18 protein-coding genes are annotated in these 19489 nt (G+C 71.7%); 7 read left to right on the top strand and 11 right to left on the bottom strand.

The genetic code is table 11. The features are described from left to right. The first annotated feature begins 7 nt into the window (after positions 1-7). From ACW5E8_RS05025 to ACW5E8_RS05010, 4 genes are all read left to right on the top strand, one after another. Positions 8-274, top strand: coding sequence for an exodeoxyribonuclease VII small subunit (locus ACW5E8_RS05025; RefSeq protein ID WP_456964378.1), 267 nt, complete (start codon positions 8-10; stop codon positions 272-274). Continuing rightward, positions 267-1172 (top strand): polyprenyl synthetase family protein, encoded by a 906-nt coding sequence (locus ACW5E8_RS05020; RefSeq protein ID WP_456964377.1) that lies wholly within the window; start codon positions 267-269, stop codon positions 1170-1172. Before ACW5E8_RS05025 ends, ACW5E8_RS05020 begins: the two co-directional genes overlap by 8 nt. 63 nt (positions 1173-1235) lie before the next feature. After that, a complete protein-coding gene (locus ACW5E8_RS05015) occupies positions 1236-3101 on the top strand; it encodes a CHASE2 domain-containing protein (RefSeq protein WP_456964376.1) in 1866 nt (621 codons plus the stop codon). Beyond that, entirely contained in the window at positions 3077-4411 is a 1335-nt protein-coding gene (locus ACW5E8_RS05010; RefSeq protein ID WP_456964375.1) for a M48 family metalloprotease, read from the top strand. The genes ACW5E8_RS05015 and ACW5E8_RS05010 overlap by 25 nt, the downstream gene beginning before the upstream one ends. A gap of 22 nt (positions 4412-4433) precedes the next feature. Here the strand turns inward: ACW5E8_RS05010 and ACW5E8_RS05005 are convergent, their stop codons facing one another. Both ACW5E8_RS05005 and pmbA read right to left on the bottom strand, forming a co-directional pair. Then, entirely contained in the window at positions 4434-4781 is a 348-nt protein-coding gene (locus ACW5E8_RS05005; protein WP_456965245.1) for a DUF4870 domain-containing protein, read from the bottom strand. 127 nt (positions 4782-4908) lie between these two features. Beyond that, positions 4909-6267 carry a metalloprotease PmbA gene (gene pmbA, locus ACW5E8_RS05000; protein ID WP_456965244.1) on the bottom strand — a complete coding sequence of 453 codons (1359 nt, stop codon included), beginning with the start codon at positions 6265-6267 and terminating at the stop codon, positions 4909-4911. A 62-nt stretch (positions 6268-6329) separates the two neighbouring features. On the opposite strand from pmbA, the gene yjgA reads away from it, so the two are divergent. After that, positions 6330-6908: a ribosome biogenesis factor YjgA gene (yjgA, locus tag ACW5E8_RS04995; RefSeq protein WP_456965243.1), complete on the top strand. Its 579-nt coding sequence runs from the start codon at positions 6330-6332 to the stop codon at positions 6906-6908. Positions 6909-7041: 133 nt separating this feature from the next. Here yjgA and tldD read toward each other — a convergent pair whose 3' ends face one another. Genes tldD through ACW5E8_RS04975 form a run of 4 tightly spaced genes read right to left on the bottom strand, consistent with a single transcriptional unit; the run spans position 7042 to position 14580 of the window. Beyond that, positions 7042-8484 carry a metalloprotease TldD gene (gene tldD, locus ACW5E8_RS04990; RefSeq protein ID WP_456964374.1) on the bottom strand — a complete coding sequence of 481 codons (1443 nt, stop codon included), beginning with the start codon at positions 8482-8484 and terminating at the stop codon, positions 7042-7044. A 58-nt stretch (positions 8485-8542) separates the two neighbouring features. Beyond that, on the bottom strand, positions 8543-12454 hold the full coding sequence (locus tag ACW5E8_RS04985; protein ID WP_456964373.1) for a YhdP family protein: 3912 nt from the start codon (positions 12452-12454) through the stop codon (positions 8543-8545). A 27-nt stretch (positions 12455-12481) separates the two neighbouring features. Continuing rightward, positions 12482-13987 (bottom strand): ribonuclease G, encoded by a 1506-nt coding sequence (rng, locus tag ACW5E8_RS04980; protein ID WP_456964372.1) that lies wholly within the window; start codon positions 13985-13987, stop codon positions 12482-12484. Then, positions 13984-14580 (bottom strand): Maf family protein, encoded by a 597-nt coding sequence (locus ACW5E8_RS04975; RefSeq protein WP_456964371.1) that lies wholly within the window; start codon positions 14578-14580, stop codon positions 13984-13986. The genes rng and ACW5E8_RS04975 overlap by 4 nt, the downstream gene beginning before the upstream one ends. A 122-nt stretch (positions 14581-14702) precedes the next feature. Between ACW5E8_RS04975 and ACW5E8_RS04970 the strand changes: the two genes are divergently transcribed. Together ACW5E8_RS04970 and ACW5E8_RS04965 are read left to right on the top strand one after the other, a co-directional pair. Then, positions 14703-15434, top strand: coding sequence for an SIMPL domain-containing protein (locus ACW5E8_RS04970; RefSeq protein WP_456964370.1), 732 nt, complete (start codon positions 14703-14705; stop codon positions 15432-15434). 73 nt (positions 15435-15507) lie between these two features. Continuing rightward, positions 15508-16218, top strand: a complete 711-nt coding sequence (locus ACW5E8_RS04965) for an energy transducer TonB (protein WP_456964369.1) — start codon at positions 15508-15510, stop codon at positions 16216-16218. Positions 16219-16227: 9 nt separating this feature from the next. Here ACW5E8_RS04965 and rlmH read toward each other — a convergent pair whose 3' ends face one another. Genes rlmH through ACW5E8_RS04940 form a run of 5 tightly spaced genes read right to left on the bottom strand, consistent with a single transcriptional unit; the run spans position 16228 to position 19453 of the window. Beyond that, a complete protein-coding gene (gene rlmH, locus ACW5E8_RS04960; protein ID WP_456964368.1) occupies positions 16228-16698 on the bottom strand; it encodes a 23S rRNA (pseudouridine(1915)-N(3))-methyltransferase RlmH in 471 nt (156 codons plus the stop codon). A 13-nt stretch (positions 16699-16711) separates the two neighbouring features. Beyond that, positions 16712-17143 (bottom strand): ribosome silencing factor, encoded by a 432-nt coding sequence (gene rsfS / locus ACW5E8_RS04955; RefSeq protein ID WP_456964367.1) that lies wholly within the window; start codon positions 17141-17143, stop codon positions 16712-16714. A gap of 30 nt (positions 17144-17173) precedes the next feature. Beyond that, positions 17174-17851, bottom strand: coding sequence for a nicotinate-nucleotide adenylyltransferase (gene nadD / locus ACW5E8_RS04950; RefSeq protein ID WP_456964366.1), 678 nt, complete (start codon positions 17849-17851; stop codon positions 17174-17176). Further along, positions 17848-18891, bottom strand: coding sequence for a DNA polymerase III subunit delta (holA, locus tag ACW5E8_RS04945; RefSeq protein ID WP_456964365.1), 1044 nt, complete (start codon positions 18889-18891; stop codon positions 17848-17850). The genes nadD and holA overlap by 4 nt, the downstream gene beginning before the upstream one ends. A 19-nt stretch (positions 18892-18910) precedes the next feature. Then, complete coding sequence (locus tag ACW5E8_RS04940; RefSeq protein WP_456964364.1) at positions 18911-19453, bottom strand: LPS-assembly lipoprotein LptE; 543 nt, start codon at positions 19451-19453, stop codon at positions 18911-18913. Between the last annotated feature and the right edge of the window lie 36 nt (positions 19454-19489).

Genomic DNA, 19489 nt, shown 5'->3' with positions numbered 1-19489 from the left:
CGAGGGCATGCCACGCAAGCCCGAATCCGACAACAGCACGTCCCCGGTCGCCGACTTCGAAGCCTCGCTCGATTCGCTCGAGCAGCTGGTCGAGAAGATGGAGCACGGCGACATGAGCCTTGAGGACTCGCTCGCCGCCTACGAGCGCGGCGTCGGCCTCTACCGCCGCTGCCAGCAGGCGCTTGAACAGGCCGAGCTGCGCGTCCGCCTGCTCACCGACCCGCAGCAGCCCGACTCGGCCACGCCGTTCCCGGCCAGCGGCGACGATGCCTGAGGCGCTTGGCGGGGCCGAAACGGCGGCTCGCCTCGAGGCCTGGAGGCACCGGATCGACAAGGTCCTCGAAGCCGCCCTCGCGGCCCATCCCGCGGCCGAGCACCGCCTGGGGGACGCCATGCGGCACGCCGTCCTGCTTGGCGGAAAGCGCATGCGTCCGCTGCTGGTCTACGCGACCGGCACGGCCTTCGGCGCCGATGAATCCCTGCTCGACGCACCCGCCGCGGCGATCGAACTGATCCACGCCTATTCCCTGGTCCACGACGACCTGCCGGCCATGGACGACGACGCCCTGCGCCGCGGCCAGCCCACCGTCCACGTCGCCTTCGACGAGTCGACCGCGATCCTGGCCGGGGATGCGTTGCAGTCACTGGCCTTCGCCGTGCTGGCCGATGCCGCCGGAAGCGACGCGGCGCGCGTGGCGATGCTGCGCGAGCTGGCAGTCGCCGCGGGCGCAGGCGGCATGTGCGGTGGCCAGGCCCTGGACCTTGCCGCCACCGGTCGGAGCGCTTCGTCGGGCATCGACGAACTCGAACACCTGCACGCGCTCAAGACCGGCGCCCTGATCCGCGCCGCCGTGCGCATGGGAGCCATCGCGGCCGACGCCGACAGCGGCGAGCGCATGCGCCTGGATGCCTACGCCGACGCGCTTGGCCTCGCCTTCCAGATCCGCGACGACCTGCTCGACGTCGAGGGCGAAAGCGCCACCCTTGGCAAGACCGCGGGCAAGGACGCCGCGCAGGACAAAGCGACCTTCCCCGCCCTGATCGGCATCGACGCGTCGCGCACGCGACTGGCCGGGCTCGGCACCGCCATGGCCGGATCACTCGCGCCCTTCGGCGCGCGCGCGGCGGCGCTGGCCGCATTGGGCAAGCTGGCGATACACCGCTCGCACTGAGGCTGTCGCTTTTCGCCCCGGTTGGACGTTTACCTCCTGACAGGGCGAAGCCCGGGGGGAAACGTGTCGGGCAGTCTGGGTTACCGGGTGCGCAGTGCGATCGATTCGGCCATGGCAGGCGCCAGCGTCCGCTTCATGGACGCGTGGGCCGTGCTCGAGCGCGGCTATCGGCGTCCGCTGTCCTGGTGCTCGCAGCGGCTGCGCTTCGCGTTCTACCCGCTGCTGGCGCTGGCCATGCTCGGCGGGCTGGCGTGGGACTGGCAGCACGGGCGTTCGCTGGATGCCGCCGAGGACGCGGTCTTCGACCGGATCATCGGCCTGCGACCGCTTGAACCGGTGCCGAGCGGGCGCACCGTGGTGGTCGAGATCGACGAGTGCTCGATCGAGTATTACCGGGCCCTCGGCGAAGGCGGCTGGCCCTGGAGCCGCGAACGCCACGCCGACCTCCTCGATGCGCTCGACCGTGCCGGGGTGCGTGCGGTCGGCATCGATATCCTGTTTGCTGACCGCGCGCCCGCGGATCCCGGTGGCGATGCCCTGCTCGAGGCCATGGCCGGGGGAGGCGAAGGCCGCTTCGTCTTCGCCGCCACGCGCCTGCATTCCGATTTCGACGCCACGGCGTCCACGCGCGTGGACGCGGTCCCGGGCGCGTTCCGCCTGGTCCCCGATGCCGCGATCCCGGGCCCGCGCGTGGCCCTGCTCCAACCCTACGGCGCGGCGATGGCGCGCCACTCCGGCCTGGTCAACATCCAGCGCGGCCGCGACGGCGTGCTGCGCGACGTGCGCCTGTACGAGGCTGCGGGTGGATGGGCAATGCCGGCCCTGGCGCTGCGGCTTGCGCACGCCGCCGGCGCGGACTCCCGGGCCGCGGTGGCCGCGCGCGGCGGCGACCTGCGCATCAACTGGCGCGAACACTCGCAGCTGCCCTATGCCAGCGCCGCGGATCTCATCGAAGGCAGGCCGGTCTGCGGGCAGGGGCTGCCGCCGCTGGACGGGGCCGTGGCCGTGGTGGGCCACACCGCCGCCGGCATCAACGACGCCAAGCCGACGCCCGTGGACATGGCCATGCCCGGCGTCGCGATCCTCGCCGAGGCCACCGAGGCACTGATCGCCGACACCTGGATCAGGATGCCGCCCGGCTGGCTCAAATACGCGCTGGCCAGCGTGCTCGTGCTGCTGACGTGCTTCGTGTTCTGGCGCGGCGAGCCCCACAAGGACGTCGACCCGGTCTTCGTCGCCACCAACCTCACGCTGCTCGCAGCCGCCTTTGCCGGCCTGACCTTCTTCGGCTGGTTCGTCGACATCTTCGCCAGCCTCGGCTACGGCGCCCTGTGCTTCGCGCTGTGCCGCGGCTACGCAGCGGTGCAGCGCGGGCGCGCCTCGGGCAACTCCGATTACCTGCCCGAGTACGACCCGGCGGCACATCCCTGGCTGCTGCTGGCACGCCTGCGCATGGAGCCCGACGCAGGGTTGCCGATGCCGCAGGTCAAACGCCGGCGGCGCGAATATCGCCGCGTGCTGCGCAAGCTCGTCTACACCAGCGACGACATCGTGATCATCGAAGGCCTGGTCGAGCGCAAGCACTGGATGCAGCCGATCCTGGATGACCTCGTGCTGCTTACCTGGAAGGCCGACAGCGAAGACGCCGTGCGCGCACAGGCCACGCGCGACCTCGACGCCCTGCATGCCGCGCTCAACGCCACCGCCGAACGCCTGGATGGGCGCGGCCGGGTCATGGTGTGCGTGGCCACCGCGCGGATCGACGACGGCGCCGGAACCGGCACTGCCGGCCGCCGGCTGCGCCTGCGCGCGCTGCTCGGCCAGGACCTGGACCTGCTTGAACATCGGCCACTGGCTGCCAGCAACACCCTGCTCCCCTTGTCACAGGTATTCGAGGACACCCCATGCGAAACACCATCCGCTCCCTGAGCCTGGCGATGCTCGCCACCCTCGCCGCCAGCGGCCTCGCTTTGGCTGCCCTCTCGGCCGCGATGCCGGCCGTGGTGCACAAGCGCTCGGTCGAGGTGCGCAACGCTCCCGATCCCGCGGCGCCGGCCATCACCACGCTCGCACGCGACGCGCGCGTGGATATCAGCGCCCAGCAGGGCCTTTGGTATCAGCTTGCGCTGGGCGACGGGCGCAGCGGCTACGTCCGCGTCAACGAGGTCCGCATGGCCAGCGCCGGCGCGGAAACACCGGACACCAGCCGGCAGGCGCTCCTGCAGGGCCAGGCCGGCCGCGGGCGCGTGACCGAGACCGCGACCGTCCGCGGCATCGATGCCAGCGATCTCACCGGCGGCCGCCACGACGCTGCCGCCCTGGCACGCATGGAAGGCCACCGCGTCGATGCCGCCGCCGCATCGGCGCATGCACACGCGCAGGGCTGGCAGGCGCGCAGCGTGCCCTGGCCCGGCGAAGCCCGGGAGCTCGACACCTCGGGACAGCAGGCCACCCAGGCCGACAAGCGTCGCGGGCTCGCCTCCGCGCGCGGGCTCCTGTCGAAGATCGGCGGCGGGGCACTGGGAGGTTCGCAGGCCACGCGCGTCGCCGACCGGGCGATGGGCAAGTCCGACAAGGAGGTCGCCGAAGAGGAGCGCGCGCTCGGCCCCGCCGTGACCGGCCGCGTGCTTGGCGTCGCTCCGCTGTGGGCCGACGCCGCCGCGCAGCGCCGCGTGAACCTCGTGGGCCGCTGGCTGGCTTCGCAGACCTCGCGTCCCGACCTGCCCTGGACCTTCGGCGTACTCGACGACGGCGAGGTCAACGCCTATGCCGCACCCGGCGGCTACGTGATGCTGACGCGCGGACTGTACGAACTGCTCGGCGACGATGCCGAACTCGCGGCGGTGCTCGCCCACGAACTCGGCCACGTGGTCCAGCGCGACCACTTCGAGGTCATCCGCAAGCAGCAGGTGCGCGAAGCCGGCAAGGACGCGGTGCTGTCGCAGGTGGCCACGCCGGGCGCGGCGGCCTATGCCCGCGACTACGTCGACCGCCACGGTGCCGCCGTCCTGCTCACAGGACTCGACCGGGAGGCGGAATACCGCGCGGACGCCGCGGCTGGCATCTACCTGCAGCGCGCCGGCTTCGAGCCGCTCGCGTTCTATTCGGTGCTGCAGAAGATGGCGTCGCTCGGCACGCGGCCGGCACGGCTGGCGCAGCTCTACCGCACGCACCCGCCGCTGGAGGACCGCATGGACCGTTTGGACGACGCGATGGCGCGCAAAGGCCGCGGGCGCTGAGCAGCCCGCGGCCGGGCACGCCTTACTTGATCAGGCGCAGGGTCAGCGGATAGCGGTAGGCCACGCCGTCGTTGGCCTTGATCGCCGCGACGATGGTGAGCACCAGCCAGGCGATGCCGACGATGAAGAACAGCGGCCCGGTGATGATGATCCCGATGCCCAGCGTGAAGATGGTCATCAGGAACAGCACCAGGAAGATGATGGCCACGGTGATGTTGAAGTTCAGCGCTTCCTTGGCCTGGTCGTCGACGAAGGGCATCGTGTCCTTCTTGACCAGCCAGATCACCAGGGGACCGATGAAGCAGCCGAGGCTGCCGCCCCAGGCCGCGGTCAGCAGGCCGCCAAGCAGTGCGGACAGATGCGCGAACATCCCCCACTGCCGCTGCTGTGGATCGATGACGCCCGCGCCGGACACGGTCTGCCCCGCCTGGTCGTTGTTGTCTTCGTCGATCATCGCGTCTCTCCCCGGCGGACTTGCCGGCTCGAACGGTAACATGTCAGTCCGCGCCGGCAACCGTCATCCCGCCCAGCAGGATCGAGCCCGTGCGGATGTGCGAGCGCGGATCGACATCGTTGCCCACGGCCTCGATCGCCATGAACATGTCGCGCAGGTTCCCGGCCACGGTGATGCCATCGACCGGGTGGGTGATGGCACCGCCCTCGACACGGAATCCGGCGGCACCGCGCGAATAGTCGCCGGTGACGGTGTTCACGCCCTGCCCCATCAGGCTGGTGATGAGCAGGCCGTCGCCCATGCCGCGCACCAGGTCGTCGAAGCCACCGGCATTCGCCACCACGTCGAGGTTGTGCACGCCGCCGGCATTGGCCGTGGTCGCAAGTCCCAGCCGGCGCGCGGAATAGCTGCCGAGCACGTAGCGCTGCAGCACGCCGGCTTCGACCAGCGATGACTCGCGCGTGGCCACGCCTTCGGCATCGAATGACGCCGAGCGCAGGCCGCGCGGCAGGAACGGCCGCTCGTGGATCGCAAACCAGTCCGGGAACAGCTGCTGGCCCGCGGCATCGACCAGGAAACTGGCGCCGCGGTACAGCGCGCCACCGGACACGGCGCCGAGCAGGTGGCCGATCAGCGACCGCGCGACCTCTGCGGAGAACAACACTTGATAGCGGCCGGTCGCGACCGGCGACGGCGCCAGGCGCGACACCGCGCGCTGCGCGGCCATGCGGCCGATGTCGGCGGCGGGATCCAGGTCTTCGGGCGCCAGCGCGTAGCTGTACCAACCTTCGCGCTGCATGTCCTCGCCACGGCCGGCGATCAGCGCGCAGGACAGGCTGTGGTGGCTGGCGCGCTCGGCGCCGATAAAGCCGTGCGAGTTCGCATAGACGCCAAGCGAGGTGCCTGTGCCCACGCCGGCGCCGTCGGAATTGGTGATGCGGGCGTCGGCGTCGCGCCCGGCCTGTTCGGCCGCCAGGGCCAGCGCCACCGCATCCTGCGCATCCAGCGCCCACGGGTGCCAGGCATCGAACTCGCGCAAGTCGCGCGCCATCAGCTCCCCATCGGCCAGGCCGGCGGCGGCATCGTCCTCGGTGTGGCGCGCGATCGCGCAAGCCTGCTCCACCGTGGCCGCCAGGCTCTCCTCGCGCAGGTCGGCGGTGCTGGCGCTGCCCTTGCGCTGGCCGAAATACACGGTCACCGCGATCCCGCGGTCGCGGGTGGACTCCACCGATTCCACCTCGCCCATGCGCACGTTCACCTCCAGGCCCCGGTCCTCGCTGCAGGACACCTCGGCCTGGCTGGCGCCAGCGGCGCGACAGCGGTCAAGCAGCTGGCCGGCGATGCCCTCCAGGCGCGCCAGACGCTCGCGGCTGTCGTCGTGGATGGGGTTCGTGTCGGTGATGGCGGTGGTCAATGCCTTATCCTTCAGGGTTCTTGAACGGTTCAACAGGCGGCTGGAACGACATGCGCGGCAAGGACGAAGACACCGGCGATTTCCTCGGCCCCAGCCGCAGCGCGCAGCGTCGCGAGGCGCTGGACGTGCTGGAGCTTGCAAAGCAGCTGGTGGAACTCGACCCTGGCCGGCTGGCGAAGCTGCCGCTGGGCGAACACCTGCTGCCGCACATCGCCCAGGTCCGCCGCATCAGCTCGCACATCGCGCGCAAGCGCGAGATCGCCTTCCTGGCCAAGCAGCTGCGTCGCGAAGAGGACGAAGCGCTCGATGCGCTGCGTGACGCGCTCGACGTCGACGGCGAGGCCGCGCGCCTGGACACCGCGCGCCTGCACCGGGCCGAGGCCTGGCGCGAGCGCCTGGTGGGCGACGACGCCGATGCCGCGCTGTCGGCGCTGCTCGACGAATTCCCCGGCGCCGACCGCCAGCGCCTCCGCCAGCTGGTGCGCAACGCGCTGGCCGAACGCAAGGCCGCGAAGCCGCCGCGCGCCTTCCGCGAGCTGTACCGCGAAGTCCGCGCCCTGCTGGATGCGGACGGCGCCGGCGAGAACGCCCAGCCCGCCAGCGACGAAAGCGAAGACAGTCCCTTGTAGGAGCGGCTACAGCCGCGATTGCACCGCCGCATCGAAAGCGAAGACCGCCCCCTGTGGGAGCGGCTATAGCCGCGATCGCATTGCCGCACCACCGGAATCGCGGCTGTAGCCGCTCCCACAGCGCGTCGCGGGTTCACGCGCGCGTGCCGCCAACGGTAATGCCGTCGATCAGGAGCGACGGCTGGCCCACGCCGACCGGCACGCTCTGGCCGTCCTTGCCGCAGGTGCCGACGCCGTCGTCGAGCGCCATGTCGTGGCCGACCATGCGCACCTTCTGCATCGTCTCCGGACCGCTGCCGATCAGGGTCGCGCCCTTCACCGGCGCGGTCACCTTGCCGTCCTCGATCAGGTAGGCCTCGGTGGCCGAGAACACATACTTGCCGCTGGTGATGTCGACCTGGCCGCCGCCGAAATTGACCGCGTACAGGCCCTTCTTCACCGAACGGATCATGTCGGCGGGATCGTCCTGGCCGGCGCGCATGTAGGTGTTGGTCATGCGCGGCATCACCAGGTGGGCGAAGGATTCACGGCGGCCGTTGCCGGTCGGCTTCACGCCCATCAGGCGCGCGTTGAGCGTGTCCTGCATGTAGCCGGTGAGCACGCCGTCCTCGATCAGCGTGGTGCACTGCGTCGGCGTGCCCTCGTCGTCGACGTTGAGCGATCCGCGACGGTTGTCGAGCGTGCCGTCGTCGACGATGGTGACGCCGGGCGCGGCGACGCGCTGGCCCATGCGGCCGGCATAGGTGCTGGTGCCCTTGCGGTTGAAGTCGCCCTCGAGGCCATGGCCGACCGCTTCATGCAGCAGCACGCCGGGCCAGCCGCTGCCAAGCACGACCGGCATCACGCCGGCGGGCGCATCGATGGCCTCGAGGTTGACCAGCGCCTGGCGCAGCGCCTCGCGCGCGAAGTGCTCCGGCCGGCCGTCGCCAAGCAGCTCGGCATACGCGTAGCGGCCGCCGTAGCCGGCATAGCCGGTCTCGCGCCGCCCGCCCTGCTCCACGATCACCTGGATATTGAGACGCACCAGCGGCCGCACGTCGCCGGCAACCACGCCGTCCGAGCGCGCCACGAAGATGGTGTCGACGCCGCCGGACAGGCTCACCATTACCTGCTTCACCCGCGGATCGGCGGCGCGCAGCAGGCGGTCGACGCGCCGCAGGGCTTCGACCTTGGCGTCGTTGGCCATGCCGTCGATCGGATCCTCGGCCGGGTACAGCGTGCGCGCGCCGGCCGGCACCAGCGCCTGCACGCGGTGCTCGGTGCCGCTGCGCGCGATCGCCCGCGCGGAACCGGCCGCGGCCAGCAGCGATTGCGCATCGATGTCGTCGGCATAGGCAAAGCCGGTCTTCTCGCCGCTGATCGCGCGCACGCCCACGCCCTGCTCGATCGAATGCGCGCCGTCCTTGACGATGCCGTCCTCGACCGTCCAGCTCTCGCGCCGCGCGTGCTGGAAATAGATATCGCCGAAGTCGATGCCGGGCCCGAGCAGCGTTCCGAACGTGCGTTCCAGGCCGGCACCGTCGAGGCCCGCGGGCAGCAGCAGGCGTGATTCGGCGATCTCGAGGGCTTGGGTCATGGAGAGTTCCGGCTGGTGGACGTCGTTGTTCTACAAGGTGCGGGCGGCAACGCGGCGATCAAGGTCGGGGCGCGGGATCGCGATCGCTGGCCGCTCCGGCCGCGGGGTCCGGCGCGGCTGCGGGCGTGGCCGGCAGCTCGCGTCCTTCGACCACCACCTTCGGATCCTTCCAGGGCCCGGTGACGTGGTAGGTGCGCGCGCCCATGCGGCCCAGCGGCTTCTCGAACACCGCATTGGCCACCGCGCCGACCGCCGCGCCCACCGGCCCGGCAGTGATGGCGCCCACCGCAGTGAGCAGTCCGCCGGTCCGCGGGAAGACCTCGATCACCTGGTCGTAGGTCTGCGCGCGCATGTCGGCGCTGCCGCGGATATGGATTTCGGCCGCCGCGCCGTCGATCACCAGGTCCTCGCCGTGCGCGAGACCGTCGGCGAAGCGGACCGTGCCGCCGACGCGGTTGAACGCGAAGCCGCGCGAGAAAAGATCGCGGAAATCCAGCATCAGTCGCCGCGGCAGCTCGGCAACACTGAGCAGGCCGAGCACGCGGCCGGCACCGGGATCCACTTCGACCAAACGGCCATCCTTGACCGTGAGCGACAGGCTGCCTTCCAGCGCACCCAGCGTGAAGCCGGCGGGCGAGCCGGGCCACGCGCCATCGAAGCGCGCCGTGCCCTCACCGCCGTCGATGCGCCCGACCATTCCCAGACCAGCCAGCAAGGCACCAAAGTCTTCGCTCTGCACCGCGACCTGCATCCGCGTGCGCGCCTGCGCGCCGCGCCCGGTCCAGGCGCCGTCGACATCGATCGCCTGCCCCTTCGAACGCAGCTGCAAGGACTCCACCTGCAGGCCTTCCGCCGTGGGCCGCGTCCGCAGTTCCATCCGCCCCAGCGGCGCCGCGGCCACGCGCAGGTCGTCCACCACGATCGCCAGCGGGGGAAGGCCCGCCGGATCGATGTCTGCATCGGCGGCAGCGTCGCCCGCGGTCGCGTGGGCCCCTGCGGCCGACTCCACACTGGGGACGCCCGCCGCTCCGGCATCCGCGGTGCCCGTGCCGGCGCGCGCACTGCGCCAGTACAGGCGCTGCAGCTCCGCCGAGAGCGTCGCTCCCTCGCCGCGCGGGATGTCGACGCTGCCGGCCAGCGCTTCGCCGTCCAGGCGAACGCGCGTGGCGCCGCGCTCCTGTCGGGCGACCACCCGCGTCTCCGGAAACGCGGCGCCCAGCAGCTGCAGCCTGCCCGCGACGAGATCGATGCCGCGCAGCGCCAGGCCGTCGGCGCCGTCCTGCGCGTCGCCGGCAAACATCCCCGCCCACTCCATCGCGTCAAGCACCGGCGTGCGACCGGTGATGCGGATGCCCGAATCCGGCGGCGCCGCATCGACGCGGTCGCTGCCCAGCACCGCAAGTACCCCGGTGCGACCGCCGTGGCTGCGCGCGCGCAGCGCGACGCGCTTGCCCAGCACCACGTCGATGTCGTCCTCGCCCATGGGTAGCGTCAGGTCGATACGTGCTGCCAGGGGCTCCGCGGCCGTCTTGCCCAATGGCGCCGGCAGCGACAGGCGGGTGCCGACCAGGTCCGATCGCAGTTGCAGGCGTCCACCGGCGCCGTCGCCACCGGCGTCCTCCGGCAGCGCCAGTGCCAGGGTCCACGCCGAGCGACCGTGCAGGCGCGCCCCCAGCCAGGCCAGCTCCGGTGCGCGAGCGGCGAGTTCCGAAGATGCCAGGCTGGCTTCGAGTTCGGCCTCGAACGCCGTGCCGCGTCCGCGCACGTGCCCAACACCGGCGCGCAGCGACAGCCGCCCGGGCTGTCCATCCCGGCGCACGCGCAGGCCTTGGGTGTTGAAGCCGTCCTGGTCGTAGCGGGCGTCGCCATGGACATCGTCGAACGCCACATCCCAGCGCTTCTCTTCCAGGCGCGCGCCTGCAAGCGCGATGCCGCCGGACACGCGCAGGCCGCGGGCGCCATCGTCATCACCCAGCGGCAGCACCATCCCGAACGTGGCGCGCATCGGACCCGAGGCCGACAGCGCGTCAAGCATCTCCTCGCGCCCCTCGCGCAGCGGACTGTCCCTTAGCAGCGCCAACACGGGCGCGGCGTCGCTTGCGAACACAGCATCGACCCGCAGCGGGGCGTCGCCGAAGTCGGTGATCGCGGCACGCAGCGAACGCACGGGTACGTCGCCCAGGCGCGCAGTGCCCTCGACGCTGAAGCCGTTGGCGATGAAGTCGATATGGCCATCGAGCGCTTCGGCGGCCGGCCAGTCGGGATCGAAGCGCACCTCGGCGTCCTCGAGCCTGGCGCTGGCATGGAACCGCCCGGCACCGGCCCTGTCGCCATCGGATTCGAAAGGCCAGTCGTCGAGGTCCCCGGAAACCACCGCGCGCCCCTCCAGCACGCGGCCATCGACCAGCGCTGAATCCAGCCATTCCACCGCGGCCCCGGGCATCAGGTGACGGATCCAGAAGCGCTTCGCCACCGGCACGCGCGCTTCATCGACCTCGGCCACCAGGTCGATCCCCGGCCGCGTACCATCGCCCTGGAACACCATGCCGCCGCGGAGAGCAGCGCCGTAACCCTCGCCATCGATGCGCAAGGCCGGGGTGCGCACCTGCCAGCCGTCGGCGGCGTGCCAGGCCACCAGCTCGCCGCGAAGCCGCACGTCGTGCGCCGACGGACCGAATCCCATGGGCCAATCGACGCTGGCCACCGCATCGGGATCGGGCGTGAACACCAGCGCGGCTGCATCACCGCGGAGGCTGCCCGACAGTCCCGAGAGTCCGGGCGCTTCGCCCTGCACTTTGAAGCCCAGGCCTTCGATCCGCGCGCTTGCGCGCAGCGCACCTCCGGCGGCACCGGCGATGTCCACGTCGTGGAGCAAGCCGGTGGGACGCGCTTCGCGCAGCCAGCCGGCGAGTCCTTCGGGCATGGCGGGCGCCAGCGACGCCAGTGCAAGCAGCGCCCCGGCATCGATGCGTTCGGCGACCAGCGCGCGCCGCGCCCCGCCCGCCACGAGCAGGCCATCCAGCGACTGCGCGGTAGCGCCAGCGCCCAGGCGCAGGCGTGGCGCGTCGATGCGCCAGCCGCCTTCCAGTGCGGTCCAGCGCGCATCCAGATCAAGTTGGCCGAGATCGGCTTCGCCGCCGCTTCCCCGCAGGCGCAGGCCTTCCAGCTCGCCGCGCATGACCAGCGAATCGATGCGATAGCCGCGCAGGTCCGCCCAGGCCTGGAGCCGCCCCGAACCCGCCACCGGCCCGATGCCACCCGCCTGCAGGTCCGACCAGGCGGAAAGATCGGCGCGACGCAGCGCCAGCCAGGCGCGGGCGTCGCCGCTGGCGCGATCCAGCTCCGCAGTGATGTCCAGCGGTGAAACCCCCGGCACCATCCAGGCCCGCGCGGCGGCGCGCACGCGATTGCCGTCCACGCGCAGGCGCACGTCGACCTCGTCGAGTCGCGCCTGGATGCCAAGCGCCGGCGCATCCACCAGCAGCACGCCATCGACCACCTGCAGTTCGCCCAGGCCTTCCAGCGCGGCGAAGGGGTCGCCGTCGGCCTGCGCTTCGCCCGGAAGGCCGCGCACCTGCCAGCGGCCATCGTCGCTGCGCTCGAGCGTCAGCTCGAGGCCGCGCAGGCGCAGCTCGGTGAAGGAGCGCCCCGGGAGCAGCCCCGCGTACTGCGCGACCAGCACCTCGGCTTCGCCGATCGGGATGGCGTCGGCACCACTGCCGATGCGCAGGCCGTCCAGGCGCAGCAGCGGGCCGCGCCGCGTCCATTCGGTCTCCAGGCTGTCGAACGACACCGGCCGCCCCGCACGGGCGCCCAGCCATTCGGCGATGCGCTCTGGGTGGCGCTCGGCCAAGGGCAGCAGCTGGCTGGTGATGCCCGCGCCCAGCGCCATCACCACCAGGCCGATGGCGAACACGTACCAGGCGCCGCGCCGCGCGCGACGCAGGCCGCGGCGGAGCGGACCCGACATCAGCGACCCGCGCGCCGTGCGCAGCGCTCAGAGCAGGACGACATCGAACTGCTCCTGCAGGTATTGCTCGTCGGCCTGGAAGCGGATGCTCTTGCCGAGGAATTCCTCCAGCTCGGCCACCGCCGCCGATTCTTCTTCCGTGATCCGCGCCACCACCTTGGGCGAGGCGATCACCAGCAGGCGCTCTGCGTCGAACTGGCGCACGGCGCGCACGATCTCGCGGAACACCTCGTAGGTCACCGTTTCGGTGGTCTTGAGCATGCCGCGGCCGCCGCATTCGTGGCAGGTTTCGCTGAGCTGGCGCTCCAGGCTCTCCACGGTGCGCTTGCGCGTCATCTCCACCAGGCCCAGCGGCGAGAAGTCGTAGACCGTGGTCTTGGCGTGGTCGCGCGCGAGCGACTTCTCCAACGTTCGAAGCACCTGGCGGCGGTGCTCCGGATCGGTCATGTCGATGAAGTCGATGATGATGATGCCGCCAAGGTTGCGCAGCCGGAGCTGGCGCGCCACCGCCTGCGCGGCCTCCAGGTTCGTGCGGTACACCGTCTCTTCAAGGTTGCGCTGGCCGAGGAAGGAGCCGGTGTTGACGTCGACCGTGGTCATCGCCTCGGTCTGGTCGATGACCAGGTAGCCGCCGGACTTCAGCGGCACTTCCTTCTCGAGCGCGCGGCCGATCTCGTCCTCCACGCCGTAGAGGTCGAACACCGGACGCGCGCCGCTGTAGTGCTCGATCTTCTCGGCCAGCCCCGGCATGTACTGCGCGGCGAAGACCTTCAGGCGGTCGCAGGTCTCGCGCGAATCGACCTTGACCTTCTCCACGTCGCGGCGGATCAGGTCGCGCACCGCGCGCATCGGCAGCGTCAGGTCCTCGTAGACGCAGGCGCCCACGCGTGCGTCGGAAACGCTGCGTTCGACCAGCGCCCAAGCGCGCGCCAGGTAGGCGACGTCTTCGGCCAGGGCCTCTTCCGGCTGGCCCTCCGCGTTCGTGCGCACGATGTAGCCATGGCCGCCGGCCTGCGCAAGATCGCCGACACGTGCCTTCAGCCGCGCGCGTTCGGCGTCGTCCTCGATCCGCGCCGAGACGCCGATCACCCGCGACTGCGGCAGCAGCACCAGGTAGCGCGAGGGAATGCTGATCTGGGTGGTGAGTCGCGCGCCCTTGCCGCCGATCGGGTCCTTCACCACCTGCACCACGACTTCCTGGCCGTCACGCAGCAGCTCGCTGATCGGCGGCGTCGGCTGCGCTGCGCCCTGCGCAGGACCGGGCGCGCCAGCGGAGTCCTCGACGCCAAGATCCTCGGCGCGCCCGGGGCGCAGCACGTCGTTGGCATGCAGGAACGCCGCGCGCTCCAGCCCGATGTCGACGAAGGCGGCCTGCATGCCCGGCATCACCCGCTGCACGCGTCCCTTGTAGATGTTGCCGACCACGCCACGGCGCCAGCCGCGCTCGATGTGCAGCTCCTGCAGCATGCCGTTCTCGACCACGGCCACGCGGGTCTCGCGCGGGGTGACGTTGACCAGGATCTCCTCGCTCATGCGCCGCCATCCGCGCGCGGCGTGCGCGCGTGGATGCCGAACTCGCGCAGCAGCGATGCGGTCTCGTGCAGGGGCAGGCCCATCACGCCCGAATAGCTGCCCGCAAGGCGGGTGACGAAACGTTCCGCGCCGCCCTGGATGGCATAGGCGCCGGCGCGGCCCATCGGCTCGCCGCTGCCGACGTAGTCCGCGATATCGGCATCCGACAGCGCGGCGAAGGCGACTTCACTGGCGACCAGCGCACGCACTTCGCGCCCCGCGGACACCAGCGACACGGAGGTCAGCACGCGGTGCGTGCGACCGGACAGGCGGCGCAGCATCGCCTCGGCCTCGGCGGCGTCGGCGGGCTTGCCGAAGACCTCGTTATCGAGCACCACCTCGGTGTCGGAACCCAGCACCACCGCGCCGGGGACCGCGACCACGTGCAGCAGCCCGGCGCCGGCCTTCTCGCGGGCCACGCGGGCAACGTAGTCCTCCGGCGCTTCTCCGGGCGCGCGCTGTTCGGGAACGTCGACTTCGAGAACGCCGAAGTCGAGCCCGAGGCGCGCCAGCAGCTCTCGCCGGCGCGGTGATTTGGAGGCAAGGTGGAGCATGGCGGAAGGATACCGTGCCGGCGCTGCCCCGATCCGCGCGACCGGTCGCAACCCCGTTCCGGCTCACGACCCGTTCACTCCCCCGGACCAACCCTTGCCCCTGTCCCTTTCCGGAGACCACCATGCCCCACGCCACCCAGTCCCTTGCCCTCGCGTTCGCACTTGCCCTCGGAAGCCTTGCCATGCCCGCAGCCGCGCAGAATCCCGCCCCCCAGGCCAGCAGTGACGGCACCCTGCTCTCGGTGTCCGCCCGGGGTGAATCGAGCCGCGCGCCCGACATCGCGACCGCGTCGGCGGGCGTGGTCACACAGGCAGCCGACGCCAACGCCGCGATGCGCGAAAACGCCGCGCAGATGACGCGGGTGCTGGCCGCGATCCGTGCCGCCGGCGTCGCCGAGCGGGACATCCAGACCACCGGCATCAACATCCATCCCACCTACCGCCACGTCGACAACGAGGAGCCGCGGATCTCGGGCTACAGCGCCAGCAACACGGTCAACCTGAAGGTGCGCGACATCGCGAAGCTGGGCGAAGTACTCGACGCGCTGGTCGCCAGCGGCGCCAACAACGTCAACGGCCCGAGCTTCGGCATCGACCAGCCCGACGCCGTCTACGACGAAGCCCGACGCAAGGCGCTTGACCAGGCGCGCGCACGCGCCGACATGTACGCGAAGGCCCTGGACCTGCGCGTGCGCCGGATCGTGAGCATCAGCGAAGGCGGCGGCATGCAGCAGCCGCGACCGATGTTCGCCATGCGCGCGATGGCCATGGATGCTCAGGCCTCGACCCCGGTGGCCGCCGGTGAGAACACCCTGGAAGCGAACCTTGAGGTAGTGTTCGAACTGGGACGCTGAAACCCCGCGGCCGCCGGTCGCGCGTTGGCGTCGATGCACCCGGCACCGTGCCGGTACAACGAGGAGGTGGTCCATGGTCCTGCAGCCCGAAAACCGCAGTCCGTTCCCCGTCCTGCATGCGCGCCACGAGCCGCATGGCGCCGACCGGCCCGACCCGGTACGCATCACCGGAATCACCGGTGCCCTTCTGTTCAATGGCGCGGTGTTGCTGTTGATGCTGGTGCCCTTGAGCCGCCCGGCCACGGAGCCGGCAGCGCCCAAGGGCATCGAGGCGGAGTGGTTCGAGCCCCGCCCGGTTCCCCCGCCCGCGCCGCCGGTGATCGTGCCGGTGCAGCAGCCGGTCACGCCGGCTGCGCCCACCGCACCGGCACGGCGCAGCGTCACGCCCGAACCCGCCGTGGCTGCGCCGCCGCTTGTGGACGGCGGCACCATCGCCGCCGATCCGTCGCCACCACCCGCGAGCGGCGGCGACGACATCGCCCCGGCCGGATCGGGTCCGGCCGTCGGCATGCGCCTGGCCTATGCCCGGGCGAGCGCGCCGCCCTACCCGAGCACCGAACTGCGCGCAGGCCACCAGGGCACGGTGACCCTGCGCGTGCTGGTCGACGTCGACGGCCGCCCGCTGCAGGTCGATGTCGAGACCGGCAGCGGCTATCGCCGGCTCGACGAGGCCGCGCGCCGGCACGTGCTGCGCAACTGGACCTTCCAGCCGGCGATGCGCGATGGCCGCGCGGTGCAGGCCATCGGCCTGGTCCCGATCGAGTTCACGCTCGAGCGGGGCTGAACCCCGCGCTCAGGCGCGGTGGTAGGGATGGTTGGCGAGCAGCGCCGCGGCGCGGTAGAGCTGCTCGGCCAGCACCAGCCGCACCAGCATGTGCGGGAGGGTGAGCGGGCCCAGCGACCAGGTTTCGTCGGCGCGGGCCAGTACCTCGTCGGCGTGGCCTTCGGGCCCGCCGACGAGGAAGGCCAGGTCCCGGCCCTGACCGCGCCAGTGCTCCAGCCGCCCGGACAACGCCTCGGAATCCCAGGCGCGGCCGCGGCCGTCCAGCGCCACCACGTGCACGTCGCGCGGCAGCGCGGCCAGCACGCGCTGGCCTTCATCGAAAGTGGCACGCACGGCATCGCGGCCCTTGCCGCGCAGGCCGGGAGTGACTTCGACAAGTTCCAGCGGCAGCCAGTGCGACAGCCGCTTGCGGTATTCGGCGAAGCCTTCCGCGACCCAGCCCGGCGGGCGTTCGCCCACGGCCACCAGGCGTGCCTTCACCGCGTGGCCCGACTCAGCCCGCGTCGCGGGTCGGGTCGTGGAAGCCGTCCGCGCCGCCGGCGCCCGGCGGCTCGTCGCCGACCGTCCACAAGCGTTCCAGGGCATAGAACTCGCGCACGCGCGGCAGCATGATGTGGGCGACGACGTCGCCCAGGTCCACCAGGACCCACTCCGCCTCGCGCTCGCCTTCGACGCCGAGCGGCTGGAAGCCAAGGCGCTTGGCGAACTTCACCACCTCGTCGGCGATGGATTTCACGTGGCGCGACGACGTTCCCGAAGCGACCACCATGTAGTCGCAGACGCTGGTCTTGCCGCGGACGTCGATCTCGGCGACGTCGACCGCCTTGAGCTCGGCCACGGCCTCCAGCACGGTGGACAGCAGCACGTCGACCGACGGCGACGGATCGGGGTGGCTGGTCTTGATGACTTGGGCTTGGCTGGTCAAGGGGTGCGGGCTCGTGGGCGTGGCGGGGGATTATAGCGAAGGGGCCGTGTCCGCCCCGTATCCATACAGGCGGTGATCGCGGATGAATCCGGCCACCGCTGGCGGGAGCATCGCCTCCCAGTCGCCGCCGGCGGCGATCAGGGCGCGGACCGCGGTCGACGATTCCTGGCGCAGCTGCCCCAGGTCCAGCACGGCGAAGCCTCCGGCCGCGGTCTCCGCCAGCGCCTGCGCGGGCCTCCGCCGGGAATCAAGCTGGTCCTGGAGCTCCGGCGCACACGCTGCGATGGCGGCGGCGTCGAGCAGCGCACCCGGCCGCGCCACCGCCAGCACATGGCCATGCGCGAAAAGCTCCCGCCAGCGGTACCAGCGGTCAAGCTGCTGCAGGGAGTCGCCGCCCACCACCCACGCAATGGGCCGGTGTGGGCCCTGCCCCGCGCGCACCAGGCGCAGGGTGTCGATGGTGTAGGAGGGCCCCTTGCGATCCAGCTCCCGCCGGTCCACGCGCAGGCCCGGCTCGCCTGCGAGCGCCAGTTCGAGCATCCGTGCGCGGAGGCCGGCGGCGACGTGGGTCGCATCCTTGTGCGGCGGGTCGGCGGCCGGCACCAGGGCAACGTCCGCGTCCAGCGCGTCGCGAACGCCGCGGGCGATCGCAAGGTGGCCAAGATGGACCGGGTCGAAGCTGCCTCCGTAGCAGGCCAGCAGGTTCATGCCGCCAGCAGCGGTACGGCGCGTGCGTCCGCGACCGCGACCGCGAGCAGCAGGCGTTCGAGCATCAGCCATTCGTCGCCGGCGCCGCGGCCCTTGGCAACGCGATCGACCTCGCCCGCCACCGCCACGAAGCGCTCCCAGCGCGCGACCGGATGGCGCTCCAGCGCGCGCCGATAGGCGGCCTCCTTGGCATCCCATATCCGCTGCGCCTTGAACTCCGCGCCGAGGTTGCCGCCGCGCGCCTTGACCCGCGCCAGCGCGGCGGTGCGCTGCAGTTCCATCACCACCATGCCCATCAGCGCGGGCACGGCCTGTCCTTCGGCCCGCAGCCCGGCGAGCATGCGCACGGCCTGCGCGCCCTGGCCGTTGAGTGCCGAATCGACCAGGCGGAATACGTCATAGCGGGCGGCGTCGGCGACCAGCGCCTGCATCCGCGCCGCGTCCAGCATGCCGTCGCCGGCGAGCAGGGCCAGCTTGTCGATTTCCTGCGCCGCGGCGAGCAGGTTGCCCTCCACGCGCTCGACCAGCAGGCGCACGGCATCGCGGTCGGCACGCACGCCATGCTTGCGCAGGCGCGCCTCGAGCCACCCTTCCAGTTCGTGCGCCTTGATCGGCCAGGCCGCGGCGATGGACCCGACCGAGGCGATCGCTTCGCTCCACTTGCCGCCGTGGCGCTTGCTCCATTCGCCGCCGGTCACCAGCAGGCAGATGTCCGGGGGCGGGTGCGCGCAGAAGCCGGTGATCACCTCACCGCCCTGCTTGCCGGGCTTCGTCGTCGGCAGGCGCACCTCGATCAGTCGCCGCGCTGCGAACAGGCCGGGCGCGCGCAGGCTGGCCTCGAGGCCGTCCCAGTCGATGTCGCGGCCTTCGACTTCAAAGACCTCGCGCTCGGCATAGCCCTGTTCGCGGGCCGCCGCGCGGATCGCATCCGCGCATTCGAGCACGCGCAGCGCCTCGGCACCGGCCACCAGGTAGGCGGGCGCCAGTGCACCGCGCGCCACGCCTGCAGCCAGCTGCTCGGGACTCAGTTCACGGGCCATCGCGAAGTGACGCGGCGGCTCAGCCGCCGGCCGCCGGCGTGGTCGCGGCTTCCGGCGCCGAGGCGCGGTTCACCGCATCGATGCGACGGAGCACGGCCGCGGCCATCTCCCGCTGCAGCTCGCGCGACAGCATCTCGCGCTCGCTTTCCGAACCGGTGGAGTTTTCGGGCAGCGAGACGTAGTCCCGCGACAGCTCGATGACCTGCTCCGGCACGAGCTCCTCGCCATTGATGCCCTCCAGCGTGAACACCGCCGCATAGCGCAGGGTGAATTCCTGGGCACGGCCGAACTGGTCGACGCTGATCGCCTGCGAGTCCCAGCGCTCGGACAGGATCCGCAGCAGCGCCACGCCCGGGCCACGGCGCTCCGGGACCTCGACACCCGCGCGCTCGATCGAACGCGTCAGCGCCTGCGCCAGCGGGCTGTAAGGATCACGGGCCACGATCTGGACGCCGGTCAGGTCGGGCGGCAGCGTCAGCGGTTCGCGCAGGTGGAAGCCGCACGCGGACAGGAGCAACGCGAACAGCGCGGGCAAGGCGAGGCGGAGGCGGCGGCGGTCCATCGGAGGAGTCTGGACGAGGCCGGAACCCGCGGCAAG

This window comes from Luteimonas sp. A649, from assembly GCF_054072735.1.
This window is presented reverse-complemented; position numbering and strand designations above follow the sequence as displayed.